General features: G+C 59.4%; 20 protein-coding genes. 5 read left to right on the top strand and 15 right to left on the bottom strand.

All coding sequences use genetic code 11. The annotated features are described in order from the left end of the window. Position 1 precedes the first annotated feature (1 nt). From LVD12_RS12990 to rpmH, 13 genes are all read right to left on the bottom strand, one after another. Positions 2 to 472: a F0F1 ATP synthase subunit B gene (locus LVD12_RS12990; RefSeq protein WP_237068153.1), complete on the bottom strand. Its 471-nt coding sequence runs from the start codon at positions 470 to 472 to the stop codon at positions 2 to 4. 72 nt (positions 473 to 544) lie between these two features. Then, positions 545 to 793 (bottom strand): F0F1 ATP synthase subunit C, encoded by a 249-nt coding sequence (gene atpE, locus LVD12_RS12985; protein ID WP_067084854.1) that lies wholly within the window; start codon positions 791 to 793, stop codon positions 545 to 547. A 63-nt stretch (positions 794 to 856) separates the two neighbouring features. Then, entirely contained in the window at positions 857 to 1,783 is a 927-nt protein-coding gene (gene atpB / locus LVD12_RS12980) for a F0F1 ATP synthase subunit A (RefSeq protein WP_237068152.1), read from the bottom strand. A 44-nt stretch (positions 1,784 to 1,827) separates the two neighbouring features. Then, positions 1,828 to 2,190 carry an ATP synthase subunit I gene (locus tag LVD12_RS12975; protein WP_237068151.1) on the bottom strand — a complete coding sequence of 121 codons (363 nt, stop codon included), beginning with the start codon at positions 2,188 to 2,190 and terminating at the stop codon, positions 1,828 to 1,830. A 210-nt stretch (positions 2,191 to 2,400) separates the two neighbouring features. After that, positions 2,401 to 3,294 (bottom strand): ParB/RepB/Spo0J family partition protein, encoded by an 894-nt coding sequence (locus LVD12_RS12970; protein ID WP_237068150.1) that lies wholly within the window; start codon positions 3,292 to 3,294, stop codon positions 2,401 to 2,403. Positions 3,295 to 3,308: 14 nt separating this feature from the next. Beyond that, positions 3,309 to 4,115 (bottom strand): ParA family protein, encoded by an 807-nt coding sequence (locus LVD12_RS12965; protein WP_237068149.1) that lies wholly within the window; start codon positions 4,113 to 4,115, stop codon positions 3,309 to 3,311. A gap of 137 nt (positions 4,116 to 4,252) precedes the next feature. Further along, entirely contained in the window at positions 4,253 to 4,906 is a 654-nt protein-coding gene (rsmG, locus tag LVD12_RS12960; protein WP_237068202.1) for a 16S rRNA (guanine(527)-N(7))-methyltransferase RsmG, read from the bottom strand. 21 nt (positions 4,907 to 4,927) lie between these two features. Further along, positions 4,928 to 6,817, bottom strand: coding sequence for a tRNA uridine-5-carboxymethylaminomethyl(34) synthesis enzyme MnmG (mnmG, locus tag LVD12_RS12955; protein WP_237068148.1), 1,890 nt, complete (start codon positions 6,815 to 6,817; stop codon positions 4,928 to 4,930). A gap of 692 nt (positions 6,818 to 7,509) precedes the next feature. Further along, a complete protein-coding gene (gene mnmE, locus LVD12_RS12950; protein ID WP_237068147.1) occupies positions 7,510 to 8,898 on the bottom strand; it encodes a tRNA uridine-5-carboxymethylaminomethyl(34) synthesis GTPase MnmE in 1,389 nt (462 codons plus the stop codon). 75 nt (positions 8,899 to 8,973) lie between these two features. After that, entirely contained in the window at positions 8,974 to 10,632 is a 1,659-nt protein-coding gene (gene yidC, locus LVD12_RS12945; protein WP_237068146.1) for a membrane protein insertase YidC, read from the bottom strand. A gap of 4 nt (positions 10,633 to 10,636) precedes the next feature. After that, positions 10,637 to 10,903 (bottom strand): membrane protein insertion efficiency factor YidD, encoded by a 267-nt coding sequence (gene yidD / locus LVD12_RS12940; RefSeq protein ID WP_237068145.1) that lies wholly within the window; start codon positions 10,901 to 10,903, stop codon positions 10,637 to 10,639. Continuing rightward, entirely contained in the window at positions 10,900 to 11,337 is a 438-nt protein-coding gene (gene rnpA, locus LVD12_RS12935) for a ribonuclease P protein component (RefSeq protein ID WP_237068144.1), read from the bottom strand. The genes yidD and rnpA overlap by 4 nt, the downstream gene beginning before the upstream one ends. A 32-nt stretch (positions 11,338 to 11,369) precedes the next feature. Continuing rightward, positions 11,370 to 11,504 (bottom strand): 50S ribosomal protein L34, encoded by a 135-nt coding sequence (gene rpmH / locus LVD12_RS12930; protein WP_067084833.1) that lies wholly within the window; start codon positions 11,502 to 11,504, stop codon positions 11,370 to 11,372. Between the two features lie 549 nt (positions 11,505 to 12,053). Between rpmH and dnaA the strand changes: the two genes are divergently transcribed. From dnaA to gyrB, 4 genes are all read left to right on the top strand, one after another. Further along, positions 12,054 to 13,562, top strand: a complete 1,509-nt coding sequence (gene dnaA / locus LVD12_RS12925) for a chromosomal replication initiator protein DnaA (protein WP_237068143.1) — start codon at positions 12,054 to 12,056, stop codon at positions 13,560 to 13,562. A 53-nt stretch (positions 13,563 to 13,615) separates the two neighbouring features. Next, positions 13,616 to 14,722: a DNA polymerase III subunit beta gene (gene dnaN, locus LVD12_RS12920; RefSeq protein ID WP_237068142.1), complete on the top strand. Its 1,107-nt coding sequence runs from the start codon at positions 13,616 to 13,618 to the stop codon at positions 14,720 to 14,722. 106 nt (positions 14,723 to 14,828) lie between these two features. Continuing rightward, positions 14,829 to 15,956, top strand: a complete 1,128-nt coding sequence (gene recF, locus LVD12_RS12915; RefSeq protein WP_237068141.1) for a DNA replication/repair protein RecF — start codon at positions 14,829 to 14,831, stop codon at positions 15,954 to 15,956. Beyond that, positions 15,957 to 18,377: a DNA topoisomerase (ATP-hydrolyzing) subunit B gene (gyrB, locus tag LVD12_RS12910; protein ID WP_237068140.1), complete on the top strand. Its 2,421-nt coding sequence runs from the start codon at positions 15,957 to 15,959 to the stop codon at positions 18,375 to 18,377. 84 nt (positions 18,378 to 18,461) lie between these two features. Here gyrB and LVD12_RS12905 read toward each other — a convergent pair whose 3' ends face one another. Next, a complete protein-coding gene (locus LVD12_RS12905; RefSeq protein ID WP_237068139.1) occupies positions 18,462 to 19,136 on the bottom strand; it encodes a phosphoadenosine phosphosulfate reductase domain-containing protein in 675 nt (224 codons plus the stop codon). Positions 19,137 to 19,240: 104 nt separating this feature from the next. Continuing rightward, positions 19,241 to 19,702, bottom strand: coding sequence for a GNAT family N-acetyltransferase (locus LVD12_RS12900; RefSeq protein ID WP_237068138.1), 462 nt, complete (start codon positions 19,700 to 19,702; stop codon positions 19,241 to 19,243). 193 nt (positions 19,703 to 19,895) lie between these two features. On the opposite strand from LVD12_RS12900, the gene LVD12_RS12895 reads away from it, so the two are divergent. Next, a complete protein-coding gene (locus LVD12_RS12895) occupies positions 19,896 to 22,064 on the top strand; it encodes a TonB-dependent receptor family protein (protein WP_237068137.1) in 2,169 nt (722 codons plus the stop codon). Positions 22,065 to 22,095: the final 31 nt, after the last annotated feature.

The following is a 22,095-nucleotide window of genomic DNA, read 5'->3' as shown; positions in this document are numbered from 1 at the left end:
CTTACAGCTCGGCTGCCAGTTTGTCGATCAGGTCGTCATGCGCCTTGGCATCGATATTGATCGACAGGATCTTCTCGGCACCGGCCACGGACAGCTCGGCTACGCGGCTGCGCAGCTGCTCCTTGGCACGGTTCACTTCCTGTTCGATCTCCGCCTTGGCGGCAGCCTTCAGGCGATCACCCTCGGCGAGGGCGGCCTGCTTGGCCTCATCGACGATCTGATTGGCGCGCTTATTGGCACCATCAATGATCTCAGCCGCCTGCTCTTTGGCTTCCTTGAGCTGATCAGCAGCTTTACGCTGGGCCAGCTCCAGATCCTTTCCAGCACGCTCGGCTTCTTCAAGACCGGTAGCGATCTTCTGCTCGCGCTCCTTCATCACGCCCATCAGGGGCGGCCAGACGAACTTCCAGCAGAACCACACAAAGGCCAGAAATGTAATCGACTGGCCGATTAGAGTCAGGTTGATATTCACACCGACACCTCTTGCTCTTTGCTCTTTATAAAAAAAGAACTATGGGGGTTAAGGGCAATTGGAACGATGGAATTAACCAGCCAGACCAGGAGCAACCGCGAAAATCAGGTACATGGCGATACCAACACCGATCATCGGAACGGCGTCGAGCAGACCAGCCATCAGGAACATTTTGCCCTGCAGAGCCGGAGCCTGTTCCGGCTGGCGCGCAGAACCTTCCAGCAGCTTGCCACCCAGAGTACCGAAACCAATCGCAGTACCCAGGGCGCCCAGACCGATCAGCAGTGCGCTCGCGATGTAAACCAGACCAAGTGCTTCCATTGTATTCTCCATCTATAAGTTAAGAGTTGATTGAAAGGTTGATGAAACGTAACTGTCGAAAAATCAGTGGTCGTTCTTGTGCTCTTCTTCCCGGTCATGGGCCATGGCCATGTACACGGTAGTCAGCACCATGAACACGAACGCCTGCAAGGTAATTACCAGGATGTGGAAGATCGCCCAGCCCATCTGCAGGAAGCCTGCACCGATAAAGCCGAGCACACCGACGCCAAACACAATGGCGATCAGGATGAAGATCATCTCACCGGCGTAAAGGTTACCGAACAGACGCAGGCCGAGAGAGACCGGCTTGGCCAGCAGGGAGACCGCTTCCAGCAGGAAGTTGAACGGAATCAGGAAAATATCCACATACCACTTGCCGGAATGGAAGGGGTGCAGTGTCAGCTCCTTGAGGAAGCCGATCGGGCCCTTTTCCTTCACACTGAAGAACAGCATCAGGACAAATACCGCCAGGGCCATGCCCAGGGTGGCATTCAGGTCAGTGGTCGGCACCACCTTGAAGAACAGGTGGGGGTTACCGGAAATACCGGCAGCAGCCATCGGCAGCCAGTCCACGGGGATCAGGTCCATCAGGTTCATCAGGAAGACCCACACGAAGATGGTCAGGGCCATGGGCGCCACCATGCTGTTGCGGTGCGGGAAGGTTTCCTTCACCAACTTGTCAACAAACTCAGTCACCATCTCCACAAAGCTCTGCAGGCCGGAGGGCACACCACTGGTGGCTTTCTTGGCGCCGCGGGCAAACAGGAAGCAGAACAGCATGCCGAGAACGATGGACCAGCCGAGGGTATCGACGTGAATCGCCCAGAAGCCCATGTCAGCCGCCTCCTGCTGGGAGTGGGCCATCGTCCAGGTGCTCTCCTGCAGAACTGTGCCGTCATAGCGGGTGTAACCTGCCGGCAGCTTGCCGTACGCCATGTTCTGCAGGTGGTGTTGGATATACTCCGTTGCGGTTTGAGCTTCGCCTGCCATAGTTCCTCAGCAATCGTCAAAGTAAGAATTCTGTCGTCGCTAGGTCAGCGCACCAGGCGCGCGACCATCAGCCACTGCACGATCACGCAGAGGCTGTAACTGATAAACAGTGCGGCCGCATTCAGCGGCCTGACCGCGGCAAAGACGGCTGCAAACCCGACCAGGGTGAGCACGAATTTACCGGTCTCCGCCCGGTAGAAGGATTCCACTACCCGGGGGGCTGCACGCGCTCCACTGTGGCGGAAGGCACGCAGGGCAAAATATGCGTTCGGCAGCGCACACAGGGCGCCACCGAGAAATATCGAGAGCGCCGTCACCGGATTGCCAAGGAAGTGCCAGGTTGCACCGACCAGCGATACCAGCAGGAGCTGTACCGCGGCAATTTTCAATACCGGGGGTTTCGACATAGGCGGGATAAACCGGCCAATATTAGCGCTGTCCGCCCAATTTTTGGGCGAGCGAATTATAGGAGCAACAGCATTGCCGGTTCAACCGGCAAATGCCGTCAAGTTGTTTATATTTCGGCGGTTTTTACCGGTCGAAATCGCCGACTGTGAGCGCTTACAAACCTTTTCCTCTGCACCGGTTTGGCGCAGGGTGACACATCAACTGTCGGCTCAGTCCTCGCTGTAGCCGAGGTGGCCGAGAATCCCCTGCAGTTCATCCAGGCTGCTGTACTTCAGGACCAGTCGCCCGGCGCCCTTTTCGTTGCAGTCGATGGTAACGGGCACCCCTACCTTTTCAGACAGCCGCTCGCTCAGCCGGCGTATGTTGGGGTCCTCTTTGGGTTTTGCCGGGGCCGGGTTGTGCGCCTGCTGCTGCAAGCGACGAACAAGCGCCTCAGTCTGGCGCACTGTAAGCCCGCGATCAACGACCTGGCGGGCGGCGGCGCGCTGGGTTTCACCACCGAGGCCGAGCAGCGCCTTGGCATGGCCCAGCTCGAGATCGCCGCGCTCGAGGAAGGTGCGCACCTCTTCGGTGAGACTCAGCAGGCGCAACAGGTTGGTCACCGCGGTCCGGGACTTGCCCACCGCCTCGGCCACCTGCTGCTGGGTCAGCTCAAATTCATCCTGTAGCCGCTTCAGGGCAGTGGCTTCCTCGACCGGATTGAGATCTTCCCGCTGGATATTCTCGATGAGGGCCATGGCTACAGCGGCCTCATCCGGGACATCGCGCACCAGTGCCGGAACCCGGTCCAGCTCTGCAAGCTGGGCAGCGCGCCAGCGACGCTCCCCGGCAATGATCTCGAACTTTTCCCCGACGGGGCGCACCACAATGGGCTGCATGATGCCCTGGGCACGGATCGAGTCCGCCAGTTCCTGCAGGGATTCCTGCGGGAAGTCGCGGCGCGGCTGGTAGCGGCCGCGCTGCAGGTATTCGATGGGCAGTTCGCGAAGCTCTCCATCGACACGCTCACTGCTGTCTCCGGTCGCCATGGCAATTGCCTGGCTCGCTTCACCACTGATCAGATGGGACAGGTTCCTGCCCAAACCTTTACGCCGGCTGGCCATAGTGTGTACCTCGATTAAACGGCTTGCGCGACGGGGGTCGACTGGCTGGAGCCGCGCCCGGCACCATGGCGACGTGTCATTTCGCCTGCCAGGGCCAGATAGGCGATGGCACCCTTGGAATGGCGATCGTACTCCAGCGCCGGCTTGCCATAACTCGGGGCTTCGGCAAGACGCACATTGCGCGGGATGCAGGTGCGGTAGAGCCGCTCGCCGAAATACTCGGACAGCTGATCGGAGACATCGCTGGTCAGGCTGTTGCGCGGGTCGTACATGGTACGCAGGATCCCCTCGATCCTGAGCTCCGGGTTGGCGGCGCGCTGAATCTGGGTGATGGTATCGATCAGGGCCGACAGCCCCTCCAGCGCGTAGTATTCACACTGCATGGGGATCAGCACACCGCTGGCCGCACAGAGGGCATTGACCGTCAGCATGTTCAGGGAGGGGGGGCAGTCGACGACGATGTAATCGTAGTTATCGTGCTCTTCGCGCAGGGCCCGGCGCAGGCGGGACTCACGGCCCTCCATGTCCAGCAGTTCCACCTCAGCAGCGGACAGGTCGCCGTTGGCGGGCAGCAGATCGTAGCCGCTCTCCGTAGGGACGATAGCCTTACGTGCGGGAAGACTGTCCGCCAGTACGTCGTATACCGACAGCTGCAGATCGCCCTTGTTGACCCCACTGCCCATGGTGGCGTTGCCCTGGGGATCGAGATCGACCAACAGGACCCGGCGCTTGTTGGCAACCAGGGAAGCGGCCAGATTGACGCAGGTGGTGGTTTTGCCGACCCCGCCTTTCTGATTGGCCACTGCGAATATCTTGCTCAAGGTTTTTATCCTTTGTTGTCCCGAAGGCGCTCTCCCCGGTTGCCACTCGGGCACCGCTATACGCGGGTTTCAGGTCGGGCGCAGGTGTCCCGGGGGAGTGCGCAGGTCTTGGAAACAGGAATCGTCGTTCGCGGGATTTACGCCAGGCCGTCGCTTTCTGCGGCGCGGCTCAAAACGATAAGGTGGCGATCCGCATCGCAACCCGGTACCGAAAGGGTGTGCACCCGATCGACCTTAATCCCTTTTGGAAGTGCGCTCAACTCATCTTGTGGAAACTTGCCCTTCATAGCGTAAAACTTACCGCCCGGAGTTAGCAAGCGCTCACTCTTCGAGATCATGTCGGCGATGGTGGCAAACGCCCTGGAAGTGATGGCGGCAAAAGGTTGCTGCGGTGTAAAAGCCTCGAGTCGCGTATGCACCACCTGCACGTTGGGCAGTGGTAGCTGGCTGGCCACCTGAAACAGGAAACGGGTTTTCTTGCCATTGCTATCCAGCAGAGTGACCTGACGCTGCGGGTGGGCAATGGCCAGGGGAATACCGGGCAGGCCACCGCCGCTGCCCACATCAAGCAACGGCTCCGCATCCTCACCGCAGAGGTTCACCACGCTGAGGCTGTCGATGATATGGCGCTCGAGCATTTCCGCCGGGTCGCGCACCGCGGACAGGTTGTAGGCGGCATTCCAGCGGGCGAAGAGGGCCAGGTATTCCAGTAACTGGGTCTGCTGCTCCTCCGTCAGTGGTACCGCCATCTGCTCGGCGGCCTCCGCCAGGCGCGGGCGGAAGGATTCCATCTGTGACAAACCGCGTCTCCCCTAGACCACTTTTTTGCGGGTCAGCAGACCGCGTTTCTTCAGCTGGATCAGCAGCAGCGATACGGCGGCCGGCGTGACGCCGGGCACGCGGGAAGCCCGCGCCAGGGTGTCCGGGCGCGAGTCGCCCAGTTTCTGCTTGACCTCGCTGGAGAGGCCGGAGACCTCGCTGTAATCGAAATCTGCGGGGATCGGCGTGTCCTCATAGGCGCGGAGGCGCTCGATCTCATCGCGCTGGCGGTCGATGTATCCGGCGTACTTGGCCGAAATCTCCACCTGCTCGGCAACCCGCTCGTCAGCCACAGGCTCGCCCTTGAGCCCAGCGACGTCGACATAGCGCAGCTCCGGTCGACGCAGCAGGTCCATCAGGTTGTACTCCCGCGCCAGCGATTGGGGCAGCTTGGCTTCGGCGGCGGCGGCCTGGGGAGTGTTCGGGTGAATCCAGGTCTCCTGCAGTCGCTGGCGCTCGCGCTCGATGGCCTCGCGTTTTTCGCTGAATGCCTGCCAGCGCGCATCACTCACCAGGCCCAGCTCCCGCCCCCGCTCGGTCAGACGCAGGTCGGCGTTGTCCTCCCGCAACAACAGCCGGTATTCCGCACGGCTGGTGAACATGCGGTACGGCTCCTTGGTGCCGGTGGTAATCAGGTCGTCGACCAGAACCCCGAGGTAGGCCTGATCGCGGCGCGGGGACCAGGCATCGCGTTCCCGGGCGCGCAGGGCGGCGTTGGCGCCCGCCAGCAACCCCTGGGCCGCAGCTTCCTCGTAACCGGTGGTGCCGTTGATCTGGCCGGCGAAGTACAGCCCCTGAATAAACTTCGTCTCCAGTGACGGCAACAGGTCGCGGGGATCGAAGAAATCGTACTCGATGGCGTAGCCCGGGCGGGTGATATGGGCGTTTTCGAAACCGCGGATCGAGCGCACCAGCGCCACCTGCACGTCGAATGGCAGGCTGGTGGAAATCCCGTTCGGATACAGCTCGTTGGTGGTCAAACCCTCGGGTTCGACAAAAATCTGGTGGCTGTCCTTGTCGGCAAAGCGGTGAACCTTGTCCTCGATCGAGGGACAGTAGCGCGGGCCGACCCCCTCGATCACCCCGGAGTACATGGGGGAGCGGTCCAGACCGCCGTGGATGATCTCATGGGTGCGGCTGTTGGTGTGGGTGATCCAGCAGCAGACCTGGCGCGGGTGCTGTTCGCGATTGCCGAGGTAGGACATCACCGGTGTCGGCGCATCGCCCCACTGCTCTTCCATCACGGAAAAGTCCACTGAGCGGGCATCGATCCGTGGCGGCGTGCCGGTTTTCAGCCGCTCAACCCGGAAAGGGAGCTCCCGCAGGCGCTCGGCCAGGGCAATCGAGGGCGGATCGCCGGCGCGGCCACCTGAGTGACTGTCCAGACCGATATGGATGCGACCTCCGAGAAAGGTGCCGGCAGTGATTACGACGGTCTTGCCACGGAAGCGGATGCCGGCGTTGGTGACCACGCCGACCACACGCTCACCCTCAACGATCAGGTCGTCGGCGGCCTGCTGGAATATCTCCAGGTTCTCCTGGCTCTCCAGAATCGTGCGGATGGCACCGCGGTAGAGCGCGCGGTCTGCCTGTGCCCGGGTGGCACGCACAGCCGGGCCCTTGCGCGCATTGAGCACGCGAAACTGGATACCGGCCAGGTCAGTCGCTGTTGCCATGGCGCCGCCGAGGGCGTCCACCTCTTTCACCAGGTGGCTCTTGCCGATGCCGCCAATCGCCGGGTTGCAGGACATTTGCCCGAGGGTTTCGATGTTGTGGGTCAGTAGCAGCGTCGAAGCCCCCATACGCGCGGCCGCGAGGGATGCCTCGGTTCCGGCATGGCCGCCACCGATCACGATCACGTCATATTGCTTGGGGAAGTCCATCACTACCGCCACAGGGTCAAAAAAGGGGCGCACATTTTATAGGCAGTGGCCGCTGAGCAGCAAATGGTGTTCGCCACCCAATGCACGATCCTCATGACGCCAACTATAGGGTCCCGGGTAGGCGATTCTGAAGGGGATGGTGCAGCGAGGCTGTGGATGCCCCGACTGGAATCTCGGGTCTTTCAGATAAACGACTCATATCCCTTCTTACTAATTAACTTATACATATCTCATGTATGAAAGAGTGTTTGTATTGATTGTTATTATTAGGGGCGGCGATATCACTGGGTAAGGCAGAAAAACTCAATGAAAACATAGAGTTAGAACTCCTGCCAGGTTGACCATAACCCCTGATCCAGCGAGGGTGTAAGTGCGGTAGGGGACTGTGGATGAAAAGGATAACTTTTCGCCATTCTGGCATTGCGGCAAGTTATGCCCGGCCCGGTCCCCAGGAATCTCCGGCTTTTCCCCCGCTTTTGCCCACAGCTGGCCTGATAACAAGGCCTGAACCCATCTGGCCGTGTACAAGCTGCTGGAGAGTTGTGGGTAACCGGGCTGGTCTGGATAAGTCTGTGGGTAGCTGTGGGCAACTTCTGTGCAGTGGGCGTGGAAATGAACGACTGAACCCGGCCTCTGCTCTGGCGATGGCAGTGGCAGGCCGGGATAGAGGGGGCTTGGGCGGGGGCGGGGGGCTACTTGCCGATACAGAAGCTGCCGAAAATTTTACCCAGCAACTCATCAGCGGTGACGGTGCCAGTAATCTCGCCCAGTGCCTGCTGGGCTTGTCTCAGGTCTTCTGCAAGTAGTTCACCGGCACCGCTTTCATGCAGTTGTGTGGCCCCCTGCTCGATAAACTGACGCGCGCGCTCCAGAGCATCCAGGTGGCGGCGGCGGGCGCTGAAAGTACCCTCGGCGGCTCCCGTGTAACCCATGCAGTGTTTGAGGTGCTCACGCAGTGCATCCAGCCCGGCGCCGGTTTTGGCACTGACGGCAATGACGGGCACGCCGTCTGTATGTGCCTGCAGGCCCGCGCTGTAATCAGTCAGGTCGATCTTGTTCAGAACCAGGGTGAGCTTTTCCGGGTCGGGAAGCTGGCTGGTGAATTCGGGCCAGGTGGTCTCGGGATTCAGGCTGTGGGCCTGTTCCGCATCTACCACCAGCAGCACACGGTCGGCCCCCCGGATCTCGTCCCAGGCACGCTGGATGCCAATCTGCTCGACACGGTCGGGGGAATCCCTCAGCCCGGCAGTGTCGGCAAATAACAGCGGCATGCCGTCCAGATGCACCTGCTCGCGCAGGATGTCCCGGGTGGTGCCGGCAATATCAGTGACGATCGCCGCGTCCCGCCCAGCCAGGGCGTTCAGCAGGCTCGACTTGCCGGCATTGGGACGGCCGGCAATTGCCACTTCCATTCCCTCCCTCAACAGGCTTCCCTGTCGCGCCTCGTGCTCCACGGCGGTCAAATGACCAAGCAGGGCTTCAATGTCCGCGGCTACTTTGCCGTCTGCCAGGAAATCGATTTCTTCCTCTGGAAAATCGATCGATGCTTCGACATAGATGCGTAAATGAGTCAGCTGGGCGACCAAATCTTCGATTTTTTGGGAGAATGCACCCTGGAGAGAGCGCATCGCATTGCGCGCTGCCTGGGCGCTGCCCGCCTCGATCAGGTCGGCGATGGCTTCCGCTTGCGCCAGATCGATCTTGTCGTTGAGAAAAGCGCGTTCGGAAAACTCGCCTGGCCGAGCCTGTCGGGCGCCCAGGGCGACTGCGGCCTGCAGTAACTGATCCAGGATGACTGGACCGCCGTGGCCCTGCAGTTCCACAACATCCTCTCCGGTGAAAGAGTTGGGTGCGGGGAAAAACAGGGCGATCCCCTGATCGATCAACTGCTCCTCACGAGAAAAATTACGGTAGTGGGCGTGACGCGGTTTGAGTGTCCGGTTACCACAGATTTTGTGGGCGATCTCGAGGCTCCGGGGCCCGGAGAGGCGGATGACCCCGATGCCACCCCGCCCCGGGGCGGTAGCCACGGCGGCGATGGTGTCACGGGGAGTGGTGGATTCGGGTTTCGATTCGGTCATGAGGAAAGTGTACTCAACGCAAACGAAACAGGGCCGCTAAAGCGGCCCTGAAATGCTGTCAGTGGTGGGTGCCCGTCAGCTCGAGGCTGCCTCGACCTGCTTGTTGATATACCAGGTCTGGGCAATGGAGAGCACGTTGTTGGCAATCCAGTACAGTACCAGGCCCGCCGGGAACCAGAGGAAGAAGAAGGTCATCATCACCGGCATCAATTGCATGATCCGCGCCTGGGTCGGATCAGTGGGCTGGGGCTGCAGTTTCTGCATCAGCCACATGGTGAGCCCCATGATCACCGGCAGGATGAAGTATGGGTCCTTGGCCGACAGATCATGAATCCACATGATCCAGGGGGCGTGGCGCAACTCGACGGTTTCCATCAACATCCAGTACAGGCCGATGAAAACCGGCATCTGCAGCAGGATTGGCAGGCAGCCGCCCATGGGGTTGATCTTCTCCCGACGGTAGAGCTTCATGGTCTCTTCCGCGAGCTTCTGGCGGTTGTCCTTGTACTGTTCCTGCAGTTTCTTCATTTGCGGCGCGAACTTGCGCATACGGGCCATGGACTTCAGGCCCGCGGCCGACAGCGGGTAGAGCAGGGCCTTGATAAAGACGGTCAGCAGTACGATCGCCCATCCCCAGTTAGCGACGATGTTGTCGTGGATGAAGTTCAGTACCCAGAACATGGGCTTCGCCAGCCACCAGAGCCAACCGTAATCCACGGTCAGATCCAGGTAGGGTGAGATTTCTTCCAGGCGAAAGACGTCTTTCGGCCCAGCATAGAATGAGGCGCTCAGCTCCCCCTGACTGCCGGCCGGGACCTCTACCTGTGGCGCCGTGAAGCCCATACGGAATAGCCCGCTGGAGAGCTGACGCAGCTCGAAGGTATTGCGGACATCCTGCGGCGGCACCCAGGCGCTGATGAAGTAGTGCTGGACCATGGACACCCAGCCACCAGTGATGGTTTCACGGGTGGGTTTCTCGGCGATTTCCTCAAAATCCTGCTTGAAGTAGTTTTCTTCGCTGGTGTGAAGTGCCGCCCCCAGGAAGGGAGACATGCCGATACCCACGTCGACGGGGGGCTCGGCACTGTCGCGCTTGATCTGGCCGAACATGGCGGCCCGCCAGGGCTGTGCACTGGTGTTGTCCACCAGATATTTGACCTCGACCAAATAATCGCCCCGCTTGAAGGTAAAGCGCTTGGTGATGTTGGCGTCTTGCTGGCGCAGCGTCAGGTCTACCACCAGGGTGTCAGTCCCCGCCTTGAGGGCATATTCCCGCTCCGGGGCGGAAAACAGTGGCCGGCCTTCGGCGCTATCGGTGCCATTGCGTCCGATCAGGCCACTCTGGGCGATGTAGGTGTGGCCCCGGGTCTGGTTGAGCAGGATAAAGGGGCGGTCCGGTGTATTCAGCTCTTCGTAATAGTTGCGCAGGGCTACCTTGACGATGTCGCCGCCGCGCGGATCGATCAGCAGGCTGAAGACATCGGTTTCCACTGCGATCAGCTGCCGGTCCTCTGTAGCTTCTTCCCGGCTGGTTGTCTCCCCCTGCAGTGTCGGGACATCCCCGGCAGTATTATCGGACGCTGAAGGTGCCATCGTTTCCGGGACATCGGAGCGCACGACGGTTTCACGGTCGATTGCCGGGGCGCGCTGTTCTTTGAATTCGTTCCACTGGAAAATGAGGGCCAGGATAACTGCGGCGATTCCGCCCAGCAGCGTATAGCGTTGCCAGTCCATTTTTTTACCTAGGTTCGCCCGGAGATGCGTCGGCATCCGGGGTGGAGTGTTTTTCGTCTCGCGGCGGGACCGGATCCAGGCCGCCGGGATGCCAAGGGTGGCATTTTATAAGGCGCCGCACGGTTAAATAACCCCCCTTTCCTAATCCGTGAACTTTTAATGCCTCTTCCGAATAATGGGAGCAGGTAGGGTAGAAGCGGCACTGGTTACCGACCCACGGACTCAGCAGGTACCGGTAAGCGTGGATCAGCTTGATGGCCAGCCAGGTCACGCTTTCCTCTTGCGGGGGTTTCCGCCGGGCTTGCGGCCTTGCTGGGGGTTGTGGGCAGGGGCGGGCTCCGCGGCGCGCCGGGCGAGTTTGCGCCACAGTTTGTCCAGCAGGCGGGCCAGATCTTCCTTAGTTAAATCCCCGGTGCCCGGGCGGGCAAGAACCACGGCGTCCAGTGCGGGCAGATCGGCCTGGCGCAGGCGAAAACTCTCGCGCACGACGCGTTTTACCTGGTTGCGATCCGTAGCCAGGCGAACATGCTTCTTGGCGACGACGAGACCGAGACGGGGATGGGGGAGATCGTTGCGGCGGGCAATGATCAGGAGGTTGGGGTGCGCGGCACGGATTTCAGTGCCGCTGAACACGGCGCGGTATTGTGCGGCGTTAAGCAGGCGCAGCGCTTTGGGAAAGCCGAAGTCGCTGCGCGTCTGTTGCATATAAAGGAAGCGTGCCCGGGTGGGGCATACGCTTATGCAGACAGTACTTTGCGGCCTTTGGCGCGACGGCGGGCCAGGATTTTGCGGCCGTTCTTGGTTGCCATGCGAGCGCGGAAACCGTGGTTGCGCTTGCGCTTCAAGTTGCTGGGTTGAAAAGTACGCTTCATTGTCTTGCTACCTGAGACTTGTGTTCTGAATTTCCCCGGTCTGACCCGGTCGCTGCCTGCGCTCCTGAGCGACCGGAGTCCGGTCCGTTGGAGCTGTGCACTGCGAAGGCGGCGGATTGTATAGAAAGGCACCAATTAAATCAATGCATAGGGAGGATTTTCCCATGGTTTTTGGTGGACTGATGCTGACTAAAACAATAGCCCCAGCCCTGCTCACCGGCCACTTGCGGACCCGGCCTTTGCGCAAGTCACTGATGGTGCGTGGAAAACGGCTTTAGCGCACCGGTTGGCCCCAGTGTATCCACAGGATGGTGTGGATAACTGCAAGGCCGGGTTGCAGCACTTCTGGTTAAAAGATGTGCAACCCATTGAAAATTGTCGAGTTTTTTATTGGTCAAACCCTGCCTTTTCCGCAGCGGTCTGTGGATAACCCGGCGGTTGAGCGGTATACTGCTGCCAGCTTTTTTCGCGGTTGTGGCTGGGTAGGGGCCTCGCAACAACTGCTTCCTTCTCTCTTCTATATATAAGTTTGGGGTCTCGGGGGGTTTCTTGTCTGAATCCGTTTGGCGCCAGTGTGCGGCCAGTCTGCAGGATGAATTGCCGTCGCAGCAGTTCAATACCTGGATCCGGCCGCTTCGGGTGAGTCCGTCTGCTGCGGCAGGAGAGTTACGCCTGGTTGCACCTAACCGTTTCGTCCTTGATTGGGTCGGCGATAAGTTCCTGCAGCGGATCAATGAGCTGGCGCAGCACTTCAGTGGCGATATGCCGTTGGAGATCGTGCTCGAGATTGCCGAGCGGCGCCCGGCCCGGTTCCAGCGGGTGCGGCCAGCTGCGCAGCAACCCGCTACGGTGAGTGCTCAGCCTGCAGTTGCCCAGACCGCTTCGGAAGCGCCTGAACAGGCGCAGGCGCCGTCGCTCGGTGGTTTCTCGCCACCGTCTTTCGTCAACCCGTCAGAGGTAAGGCCGGTCCCGCCACCGGCCCCGGTGCGCTCACCGAGTGAACCGAGAAGTGTCGAAGTCGAGGGGGCGATCAAGCATGGCAGCGCCCTCAACCGTAACTTTACCTTCAAATCTTTTGTGGAGGGTAAGTCGAATCAGCTTGGTCTGGCCGCGGCGCAGCAGATCGCGGACAACCCCGGCGGTGCCTACAACCCGCTGTTCATCTATGGCGGGGTCGGTCTGGGTAAGACGCACTTGATGCATGCTGTGGGCAATGCGCTGCTTGAGCGCAACCCGAATGCGAAGGTTGTCTACCTGCATTCAGAGCGGTTTGTGGCCGACATGGTCAAGGCGCTGCAGCTGAACGCCATCAGCGACTTCAAGCGCTACTACCGGTCCGTCGACGCGCTACTGATTGACGATATCCAGTTTTTTGCGGGTAAGGAGCGGTCCCAGGAGGAGTTTTTTCATACCTTCAATGCCCTGCTCGAGGGGGGGCAGCAGATCATCCTGACCTGTGACCGCTATCCGAAAGAGATCGACGGGCTGGAGGAGCGCCTCAAGTCCCGCTTTGGGTGGGGACTCACGGTAGCCGTGGAGCCGCCGGAGCTTGAGACCCGGGTGGCAATCCTGATGAAAAAGGCCGAGCAGGTAGGGGTAGATCTACCCCATGATTCCGCCTTCTTTATTGCTCAGCGGATTCGTTCGAATGTGCGGGAGCTGGAGGGAGCCCTCCGGCGGGTCATTGCCAATGCCCAGTTTACGGGCCGCCCCATCGATGACGTGCTGGTGCGCGAGGCGCTCAAGGATCTTCTGGCGCTTCAGGACCGCTTGGTCAGTGTCGACAACATCCAGCGGGTTGTGGCGGAATACTACAAGATCAAGGTGGCGGATCTCCTGTCCAAGCGCCGCAGTCGATCCGTTGCGCGGCCCCGGCAGGTGGCCATGTCCCTGGCCAAGGAGCTGACCAATCACAGCCTGCCAGAGATCGGTGACGCCTTTGGCGGCCGCGACCATACCACTGTGCTTCATGCCTGCCGTAAAATCCGCGAATTGCAGGAAACAGACGCGGATATCCGCGAAGATGTGAAGTTATTGACTCGCTCACTGACTACCTGATCGGTGGTCCGGGCAACCGTTAGCGAATAAAACCAACGAAGGCGAAGAGACCAATGAAATTCAATGTTAGCCGGGATGCGCTCCTCAAGCCCTTGCAGCTGGTGGCTGGTGTCGTGGAAAAGCGGCAGACACTGCCCGTACTGGCCAATGTACTGATGCAGTTGCAGGGGCAGGAGTTGTCCCTGACGGGAACCGATCTGGAAGTGGAGATCGTTGGCCGCCTGCCCGTGGATGGCGTTGAGATGGAAGGGGAGGTGACCGTTCCCGCGCGCAAGTTGCTCGACATCTGCCGCTCCCTGCCCGATGGAGCCGAGCTCAAGTTCGAGCGTGACGGGGAGCGCCTGATTCTTCGCAGTGGTCGCAGCCGTTTCCAGCTTTCGACTCTGCCCGCGGCAGATTTTCCGAACCAGGAAGAGACCAGCGCGCAGACACGTTTCTCCATTTCCCAGCGGGAGATACGCCGCCTGATCGAGGCCACTGGCTTTGCCATGGCACAGCAGGATGTGCGGTATTACCTGAATGGCCTCCTGTTGGAGTGTCGGCCGCAACAGCTCCGCGCAGTCGCAACCGACGGGCACCGTCTGGCCCTCTGTGATCGTGACGCTCCGGGCCTGAATGTGGAGTCTCCAATCCAGGCTATCGTTCCTCGCAAGGGTGTGCTGGAGCTCGGGCGACTGCTTGAGGACTCTGATGCGTCCGCTGAGGTCGTCCTTGGCAACAATCATATTCGGGTGATCAGCGGTCAATTTACCTTTACCTCCAAGCTTGTGGACGGCAAGTTTCCGGATTACGAGCGTGTTTTGCCGCGTTCCACGGGGAACCAGATTTTTGCCGAGCGCCAGGCCTTGCGTCAGGCGTTTTCGCGCGCTGCAATCCTGTCCAACGAAAAGTATCGGGGTGTTCGGCTGCAGGTTTCCGAGGGCCTGTTGCAGATCGTGGCCAATAACCCGGAGCAGGAAGAGGCGGAGGAGCAGCTGGTCGTCGACTATGTGGGAGAGCCGCTCGAGATCGGTTTTAACGTTGGCTACCTTCTGGATGTCACTGGAGCCATCCACAGTGATCAGATCCGCATCGGTCTCGCGGATGCGAACAGCAGTGCTCTGCTGCAGCAGCCAGAGGGTGGGGATGCCCTGTACGTGATCATGCCCATGCGCCTGTAAATGGTGAGCGGGGACCGCAGGGTGAAGAGATGCCGTCATATCGCAGGGTATGGCGGCATTTTTGTGTTCGGACTGTTTGGTTCAGGCAGTCTGTGGAGGTGACGTTTTGGCGGTTTTGAATCGCCTGGTTGTGTCGGGATTCCGCAACATCGGCCATGCGGACCTAACTTTGTATCCGGGCGTCAATCTCTTCTATGGGGTGAATGGCAGTGGCAAGACCTCAGTGCTGGAGGCGGTGCATATGCTGGCCAGCGGCCGTTCTTTCCGCTCGCGACAACATCAGCCCGTCATTCAGGCTGGGCAGGAGCGGTTAACGGTCTTTGGGCAGATACAGGGTGGGGTGAGCATTGGTGTAGAGCGCACCCGTCATGAAGGTGGGCGTATCCGAATTAACCGGGAGTCTGCGCAGTCCAGCAGCCAACTGGCATCCCTGCTGCCCCTGCAGCTGGTCAATAGCGACAGTTTTGCCGCTCTTGAAGGCGGGCCTGGAGTCCGTCGGCGGTTGCTGGATTGGACAGTGTTCCACGTGGAACACAGATATCTCAACTCCCTGAAGGAATATCAAATCGCATTGCGACAGCGAAATGCGCTGCTCCGTCGTGGTAAAATCGATCACGGCCAGCTGGGTATTTGGGAGTCCCGGCTGGTCTCTGCCGCTCTGGCTATCGATCAGCTGCGTCAGAAAGTGTTTGAGGAGCTGGCAGCTGCGACCCGATTGTTGTTACAGGACTTGCCGCCATCGCCACTGCAGGATATCGCGATACGCTATCGCAGAGGGTGGCGCCAGGATGCAGATCTGGCAGCTTCGCTTTTGGCTTCGCGGGATTCTGACTTGGCGCTGGGGCACACGAGAGTTGGTCCGCACCGCGCGGATATGGTTTTCACCGTCGAGGCCCAGCCGGCGCAGAGCATTCTTTCCCGTGGTCAGCAGAAGATGTTGGTCTGTGCGCTGAGGACAGCGATGGCACAGGTGGTTTCTGGCAGCCGAAATGCACCGGTTTTTCTGGTGGATGACCTACCTGCCGAGCTGGACGAGCGGCATCAGGCGCTTTTTGCAGGCTGGATCAGCCGCTGTGCCGCACAGGTGTTGGTCACCGGGATCGAACGGGGCACAACCCGTCGACCCTGGGAAAGTTTAATCTCCCCCTGGAATCAGCCGTCTGTGTTCCACGTGGAACATGGGCGAATTAGCGCCGAAGCAGATCCGGCGCCCAATAATGAATGGAGCGAATAAATGTCAGAGCAGAACAGCTATGACTCCAGTAGCATCAAGGTCCTGAAAGGGCTGGATGCCGTGCGTAAGCGCCCCGGTATGTATATTGGCGATACGGACGATGGGACGGGCCTGCACCATATGGTGTTCGAAGTGGTCGATAACTCCATTGATGAGGCGCTGGCCGGGCACTGTGACGAAATTCGGGTCGTCATCCACCCCGACGAATCCGTCTCTATCTCAGACAATGGTCGTGGTATCCCCACGGAGATGCATGCAGAGGAAGGGGTTTCGGCGGCAGAGGTGATCATGACCGTCCTGCACGCCGGTGGTAAGTTCGACGACAACACCTACAAAGTTTCCGGCGGCCTTCACGGCGTGGGTGTCTCAGTCGTTAACGCTCTGTCTGAAGAGCTGAAACTGACCATTCGCCGCGGCGGTAAAATCCATGAGCAGGTGTACCGCCACGGGGTCCCGGATGCGCCTTTGACTGTCGTTGGTGACTCAGACACCACCGGCACCACTGTGCATTTCAAACCCTCCGCGGAAACGTTCACGAATATCGAGTTCCACTTTGACCAGTTGGCCAAGCGCCTCCGTGAACTGTCGTTTCTCAACTCGGGGGTCCGCATTGTTCTGAAAGACGAGCGTTCCGGTAAAGAGGAAATCTACGAGTACGAAGGTGGCCTGCGCGCCTTTGTTGAGTACCTCAACCACGCCAAGACACCGATCAACAAAGTTTTGCACTTCCAGAGCCAGCGGGAAGACGGGATCGGCGTAGAAGTGGCCCTGCAGTGGAATGATAGCTTCCAGGAAAACATCTACTGCTACACCAACAATATTCCCCAGCGGGATGGTGGTACTCACCTGGCCGGTTTCCGGGCCGCGCTGACGCGCGGGCTGAACAACTATATTGAACGGGAAGGGTTGGGTAAGAAGGAGAAAGTCAGCACGACCGGTGACGATGCCCGGGAAGGCCTCACCGCCATCATCTCCGTGAAAGTGCCGGATCCCAAGTTCTCTTCCCAGACCAAGGACAAGCTGGTTTCCTCCGAAGTGAAGCCCGCCGTCGAGCAGGAATTGGGGCAGCACTTCAACGATTACCTGCTCGAGCATCCCCAGGAAGCGAAAGCGGTCGTGACCAAGATGATCGATGCCGCCAGGGCCCGTGAGGCTGCCCGCAAGGCGCGGGAAATGACCCGCCGTAAGGGCGCCCTGGATATTGCCGGGCTGCCGGGTAAACTGGCTGACTGCCAGCAGAAGGATCCCGCGCTGTCTGAACTTTACTTGGTGGAGGGTGATTCTGCCGGTGGATCCGCCAAGCAGGGGCGTGACCGACGCACCCAGGCCATCCTGCCGCTGAAAGGTAAGATCCTGAACGTGGAAAAGGCCCGCTTCGACAAGATGCTTTCCAGTGCGGAAGTCGGCACCCTGATCACCGCACTGGGCTGCGGAATCGGCAAGAGCGAGTTCGACCCTGACAAGCTTCGCTATCACCAGATCATTATCATGACCGATGCGGATGTGGACGGTGCCCATATTCGCACGCTGCTGCTCACCTTCTTCTTCCGCCAGATGCCGGAGTTGATCGAGCGCGGTCATATCTACATTGCCCAGCCGCCGCTGTACAAAATCAGCAAGGGCAAACAGGAACAGTACCTGAAGGATGAGGCGGCCCTGACCCAGTTCCTGACCAATGCGGCCCTGGAAAGTGCCAGCCTGTTTGTGAATCCCGACGCGCCCGGCCTGTCGGGAGCTGCGTTGGAATCACTGGTCGGGGAGTATCGCAGCGTGATGGCCACCATCGATCGCCTCTCCCGTCTGTATCCGGACGAGGTGCTGCGTAGCATGATCTACCTGCCCAGCCTCACGGCCAAAGATCTGCAGGATCGGGCCGGGATGGAAAGCTGGTGTGCACAGCTACAGGAGCAACTGGCTGCGGAGACCAACGGCGGTGGACGCCGTCACGAGGTCAGCGTCTACGAGAATACGGAGCGCGACCTGTACCTGCCGCAGATCCATATCGTCGCCCACGGCGTCAGCAGCGACTACCAGATCAGCCACGAGTTTTTCGAATCTGCGGAATACCGCGCCATCCAGGCCCTTGGGGAAAAGATGGTTGGTTTGCTGGAAGAGGGTGCTTACATCCAGCGCGGTGAAAAGCAGCAACCGGTGGCCAGTTTCCCAGAAGCCCTGGAGTGGCTGATGAACGAGAGCCGCCGTGGTTACAGCATCCAGCGCTATAAGGGCTTGGGCGAAATGAACCCGGAGCAATTGTGGGAGACCACCATGAACCCGGAAACCCGCCGTATGCTTCAGGTAACCGTCGAGGACGCCATCGCTGCCGACCAGATCTTTACCACTTTGATGGGGGACCAGGTGGAGCCGCGCCGGGAGTTCATCGAGAGCAATGCGCTGGCGGTGGAGAACCTGGACGTTTAACCCCTACAATCCAGCCAGAGAAAAACGGCCGCATGTGCGGCCGTTTTTGTATCTAGAAAGGCGGAATACGGGATATCTGCAAGTCTATTTCTGTAGCAGCAGCCCACACTCCCGATGCTCCTCCCCCTTGGTGGGGTCGAAATAGACGTCATTGTCGGGAAGATCGTTATCCACTACATACTCCTCGACGTCGAGTTCATTCAGGTGAAACATCGGCGCGACACGGATGGTGCCGTGGCTGCCCTTGGTGAAAATATCCAGCCCTTTACGGTGCGCATTCTGGTCGTGTCGGATTCCGTTGAGCCATACATCCGGCTGCAGGTCCTCCATAGCCCGATTGAAGGGCTCCAGCTTGACCGTGCGGGAAAAGAAATCGTGCTCCGGGGTATCGAGCGCGGGAATGCCGCCGTAAACGGCGTTGTAGTGCGCAGCGGACATTTTGGGCGCATAGGCAAACAGGTTGAGCTCGAACGCCCGGATCAGGTTCTCGATGTGCCGGTAGGTCTCTGGGGTGTTGTAGCCGTGGTCTACCCAGATCACGGGGATATCCGGTTTGATACGGGTGACCAGATGTAGAAAGGCTACCGCCAGCGGACGGAAATTGGTGAATACAACCGGGTTGGCAGCCTGCCCGATGGTGAACTGCATGATCTCGCTGGGCTTGCTTTGCCGAAAGCGATGGTTAAGCGCCTGGAGATCCATGCCGTGACGGAAGAAGGCTACCTGCTTCTCAGCCAGATTGTTGCTGTTGAGACCCATGTTTCACCAATATCCACATTTGAACTGAGGGGAAATCCTACTCCTCTGTACAAGTGCTTAGAAACATTAAAAAGAAGTGAGCATCTAACTTTAAGTTATAAGGGTCAGGCAGCCTTCGGTTTGTTCTTTCCATCGACCTTACGGAACTGCATGCACAGCCAATACTGGCTTTGGACGGGTCCAGGCCGGCGTTCACGCTCGACGAAGCCCCGGTCTTGCAGAAAGACACGTGCCTCCAGATTATCCTGCAACAACCAGGTGTGCAGCTGATCGCGCCCGTGCTGTGCGGCCGCCATCAGCTGCGAGCCGACCCCCTGTCTGGTCTTTACCGGATTGACGCACAGCCACAGCAGGGCGTCACCCGGTGCCACAACGATAAAGCCGTCCGCGGTATCGTTGATGTTTTCTACATACACTAGGCAGGTTTCCGCGCCGAGGCAATCTCGTCGAAAGTCAGGGCGACGTGCCTGCCAATACTGTCGTGGCAGAGAATGGCCGTTGACTACTGTGTGGAACCACAGTTGCTCCAGCCGTTCGAGATCCCTGTAGTCTGCGGATCTGATCATGCTGCACCGTTAGTAAACACCTGCGCACATGCTAGTCCGGCACTGGCGAGACCCGTAATCTACCGACCGGGGCAGGACATCGACATCATATAAAGCAAAAAAATGCTGCAAAAAATAAAAGCACTGCTAAAATACAATCATTCTCATTTCCAACACGATTAATAAGACTGTCGTCTGTTCCCCCGGAGGATGTATGACCCGCTTTGTTCTCTCGCCACTCGCCCTGGCTCTGGCGACTGTGGCTGCCGCTCCCGTGCTGGCTGAAGAACAACCCGACCGATTGGAAACCCTGGCCGTCATCGGTGACAGCAGTGAAGCCGAACGCCTGCCGGGATCAGCCCATGTGATCGATGCGGAAGACCTGGCGAAATTTGAGTTTGCCGATATCAACCGTATCGTTCGCTCGGTGCCGGGGGTGTACCTGCGCGAAGAAGATGGGTATGGCCTGCGTCCGAATATCGGTATTCGCGGCTCCGGCAGCGGCCGCTCCAGCAAGATCTCGCTGATGGAAGATGGAGTGCTGGCCGCGCCGGCGCCGTATGCGGCACCTTCTGCCTACTACTTCCCGACGACCGGACGCCTGAGTGGTATCGAGGTTCTGAAGGGCCCGTCATCGCTGCAGTACGGTCCCTTCACTGTCGGTGGTGCCGTCAATCTGCTCAGTACCCCGATTCCGGAGACTGCGGCGGGTGTCGTGAAAGTGGAAGCGGGCGAAAACGGCGAGAATCGCCTGCATACCTATTACGGCGACGTGACAGAAACCACCGGCTGGTTGGTGGAAACACACCAGCAGTATGCTGATGGCTTCCGGCAAATCGACCGTGCCGGCAGTGCCGACATCCAGAAAGAAGATTACCTGGTCAAAGGCCGCCTCAAGAGCGACGCCACAGCCACATACCAGCAACAACTGGATGTGAAGCTGCAGTATTCCGAAGAACTGTCCGGCATGAGCTACCTAGGTCTCACTGACGCAGATTTTGACGTCGACCCCAACCGTCGCTATGGCCTTACCGCACAGGATGAAATGCAGAATCGCCACAGCACGGTGCAGTTGAATCACAGCATTGAATTGAGCGACAGTTTCGCCCTGCACTCCCAGGCTTACATGAACGAGTTCAAGCGGGACTGGTTCAAGACCGACAATGTCGGCGGGCTACTGGACGCCGCCAACAGCGGTGACAGTTTCGCCCAGGCTGTTCTGGATGGTGATGCCGACTATGCCGGTATCGAGCTGAAACACAATAACCGCAAGTACGATTCCCGCGGTGTGCAGATCAGCGCTGACTGGCAGATTGCTACTGGTGGGATTTCCCACGACCTGAATATAGGGGTTCGCCGCCACTGGGACGAAGTGGACCGCTTTCAGCCAGTGGAAACCTTCGATCAGGTGGATGGACAGCTAGTGTTCGTCGAAAAGGAATTGCCTACCGGCAGCAACAACCGCGTCGAGAAAGCAGATGCCACCGCGCTCTTCATTTACGACCAAATGGGCCTGACGGAGAAGCTGACGCTGACCGCTGCCTTGCGCTACGAGGATGTGGATACCTCCCAGCAGCGTTACGACGATGTTGCTCGCGATCTGGTAGGCAGCTCTCGCAGCAACTCCGTCGATGAGTGGCTGCCAGGCGTGGGTGTCGTATACGAACTCGATGGGCAATGGACCCTGCTCGCCGGTGTACATCGTGGCTTTGCCCCTCCCGGTGCCGGCTCGGAAGACGGTGTCGGTGCCGAGCTCTCCACCAATTACGAGTGGGGCGCGCGATTCGACAACGGAATTCTGAATGGCGATGTCATCGCCTTCTTCAGTGACTATGAAAATACCGTGCAGAACTGCACCATTGCGGTGAACTGCCCCGACGGTGCTGACAGTGGCACCTACAGTCTGGGGGAGGCGGAGATCAAGGGCCTCGAAGCAACCATCGGTAGTGAGTGGGCACTAGCTAACGGCTGGGCCATCCCGCTGCGGGCAACCTATACCTATACCGATGCCGAGACGACCAGCAATGCCGACGGCGGAGAAGTTGTGGCCGGGGACAACCTGGCCTACGTGCCGGAGAATGTGTTCGCGGTAAGCACCGGTATCGACAGCGGTGCCGAGTGGCGCCTCAACCTCACGGCTGCCTACCAGGACGAGATGTGTATCAATACGCGCTGCAACCGTGTCGGCAGCGATGTCATGGATCGCACCGAGTCACTGTGGGTTGTCGATGCCGCCGCCCACTATGACTTCAGCCAGTCGCTGAGTGGTTACTTCAAGATCGACAACCTGATCGACGAGCAGGCGATCATCAGCCGTGACCCTGACGGTGCCAGAGCCAACAAGCCGCGCACAGCCATCGTCGGCATGCGCTACGCGTTCTGATTGACCCGGCCGTTATTCAAACAGCCAGCAA

Source organism: Microbulbifer guangxiensis, assembly GCF_021729075.1.
GTDB classification, from domain to species: Bacteria; Pseudomonadota; Gammaproteobacteria; order Pseudomonadales; family Cellvibrionaceae; genus Microbulbifer; species Microbulbifer guangxiensis.
This window is presented reverse-complemented; position numbering and strand designations above follow the sequence as displayed.

What these genes read in the sequence shown, in the direction of transcription:
- LVD12_RS12895 (WP_237068137.1), top strand. Translation starts at nt 19,896, where the DNA reads ATGACCCGCTTTGTTCTCTCGCCACTCGCCCTGGCTCTGGCGACTGTG.
- atpE (WP_067084854.1), bottom strand. Translation starts at nt 793, where the DNA reads ATGGAAGCACTTGGTCTGGTTTACATCGCGAGCGCACTGCTGATCGGT.
- rnpA (WP_237068144.1), bottom strand. Translation starts at nt 11,337, where the DNA reads ATGCAACAGACGCGCAGCGACTTCGGCTTTCCCAAAGCGCTGCGCCTG.
- LVD12_RS12970 (WP_237068150.1), bottom strand. Translation starts at nt 3,294, where the DNA reads ATGGCCAGCCGGCGTAAAGGTTTGGGCAGGAACCTGTCCCATCTGATC.
- LVD12_RS12900 (WP_237068138.1), bottom strand. Translation starts at nt 19,702, where the DNA reads ATGATCAGATCCGCAGACTACAGGGATCTCGAACGGCTGGAGCAACTG.
- yidC (WP_237068146.1), bottom strand. Translation starts at nt 10,632, where the DNA reads ATGGACTGGCAACGCTATACGCTGCTGGGCGGAATCGCCGCAGTTATC.
- LVD12_RS12905 (WP_237068139.1), bottom strand. Translation starts at nt 19,136, where the DNA reads ATGGGTCTCAACAGCAACAATCTGGCTGAGAAGCAGGTAGCCTTCTTC.
- rpmH (WP_067084833.1), bottom strand. Translation starts at nt 11,504, where the DNA reads ATGAAGCGTACTTTTCAACCCAGCAACTTGAAGCGCAAGCGCAACCAC.
- mnmE (WP_237068147.1), bottom strand. Translation starts at nt 8,898, where the DNA reads ATGACCGAATCGAAACCCGAATCCACCACTCCCCGTGACACCATCGCC.
- LVD12_RS12975 (WP_237068151.1), bottom strand. Translation starts at nt 2,190, where the DNA reads ATGTCGAAACCCCCGGTATTGAAAATTGCCGCGGTACAGCTCCTGCTG.
- atpB (WP_237068152.1), bottom strand. Translation starts at nt 1,783, where the DNA reads ATGGCAGGCGAAGCTCAAACCGCAACGGAGTATATCCAACACCACCTG.
- mnmG (WP_237068148.1), bottom strand. Translation starts at nt 6,817, where the DNA reads ATGGACTTCCCCAAGCAATATGACGTGATCGTGATCGGTGGCGGCCAT.
- dnaN (WP_237068142.1), top strand. Translation starts at nt 13,616, where the DNA reads ATGAAATTCAATGTTAGCCGGGATGCGCTCCTCAAGCCCTTGCAGCTG.
- rsmG (WP_237068202.1), bottom strand. Translation starts at nt 4,906, where the DNA reads ATGGAATCCTTCCGCCCGCGCCTGGCGGAGGCCGCCGAGCAGATGGCG.
- gyrB (WP_237068140.1), top strand. Translation starts at nt 15,957, where the DNA reads ATGTCAGAGCAGAACAGCTATGACTCCAGTAGCATCAAGGTCCTGAAA.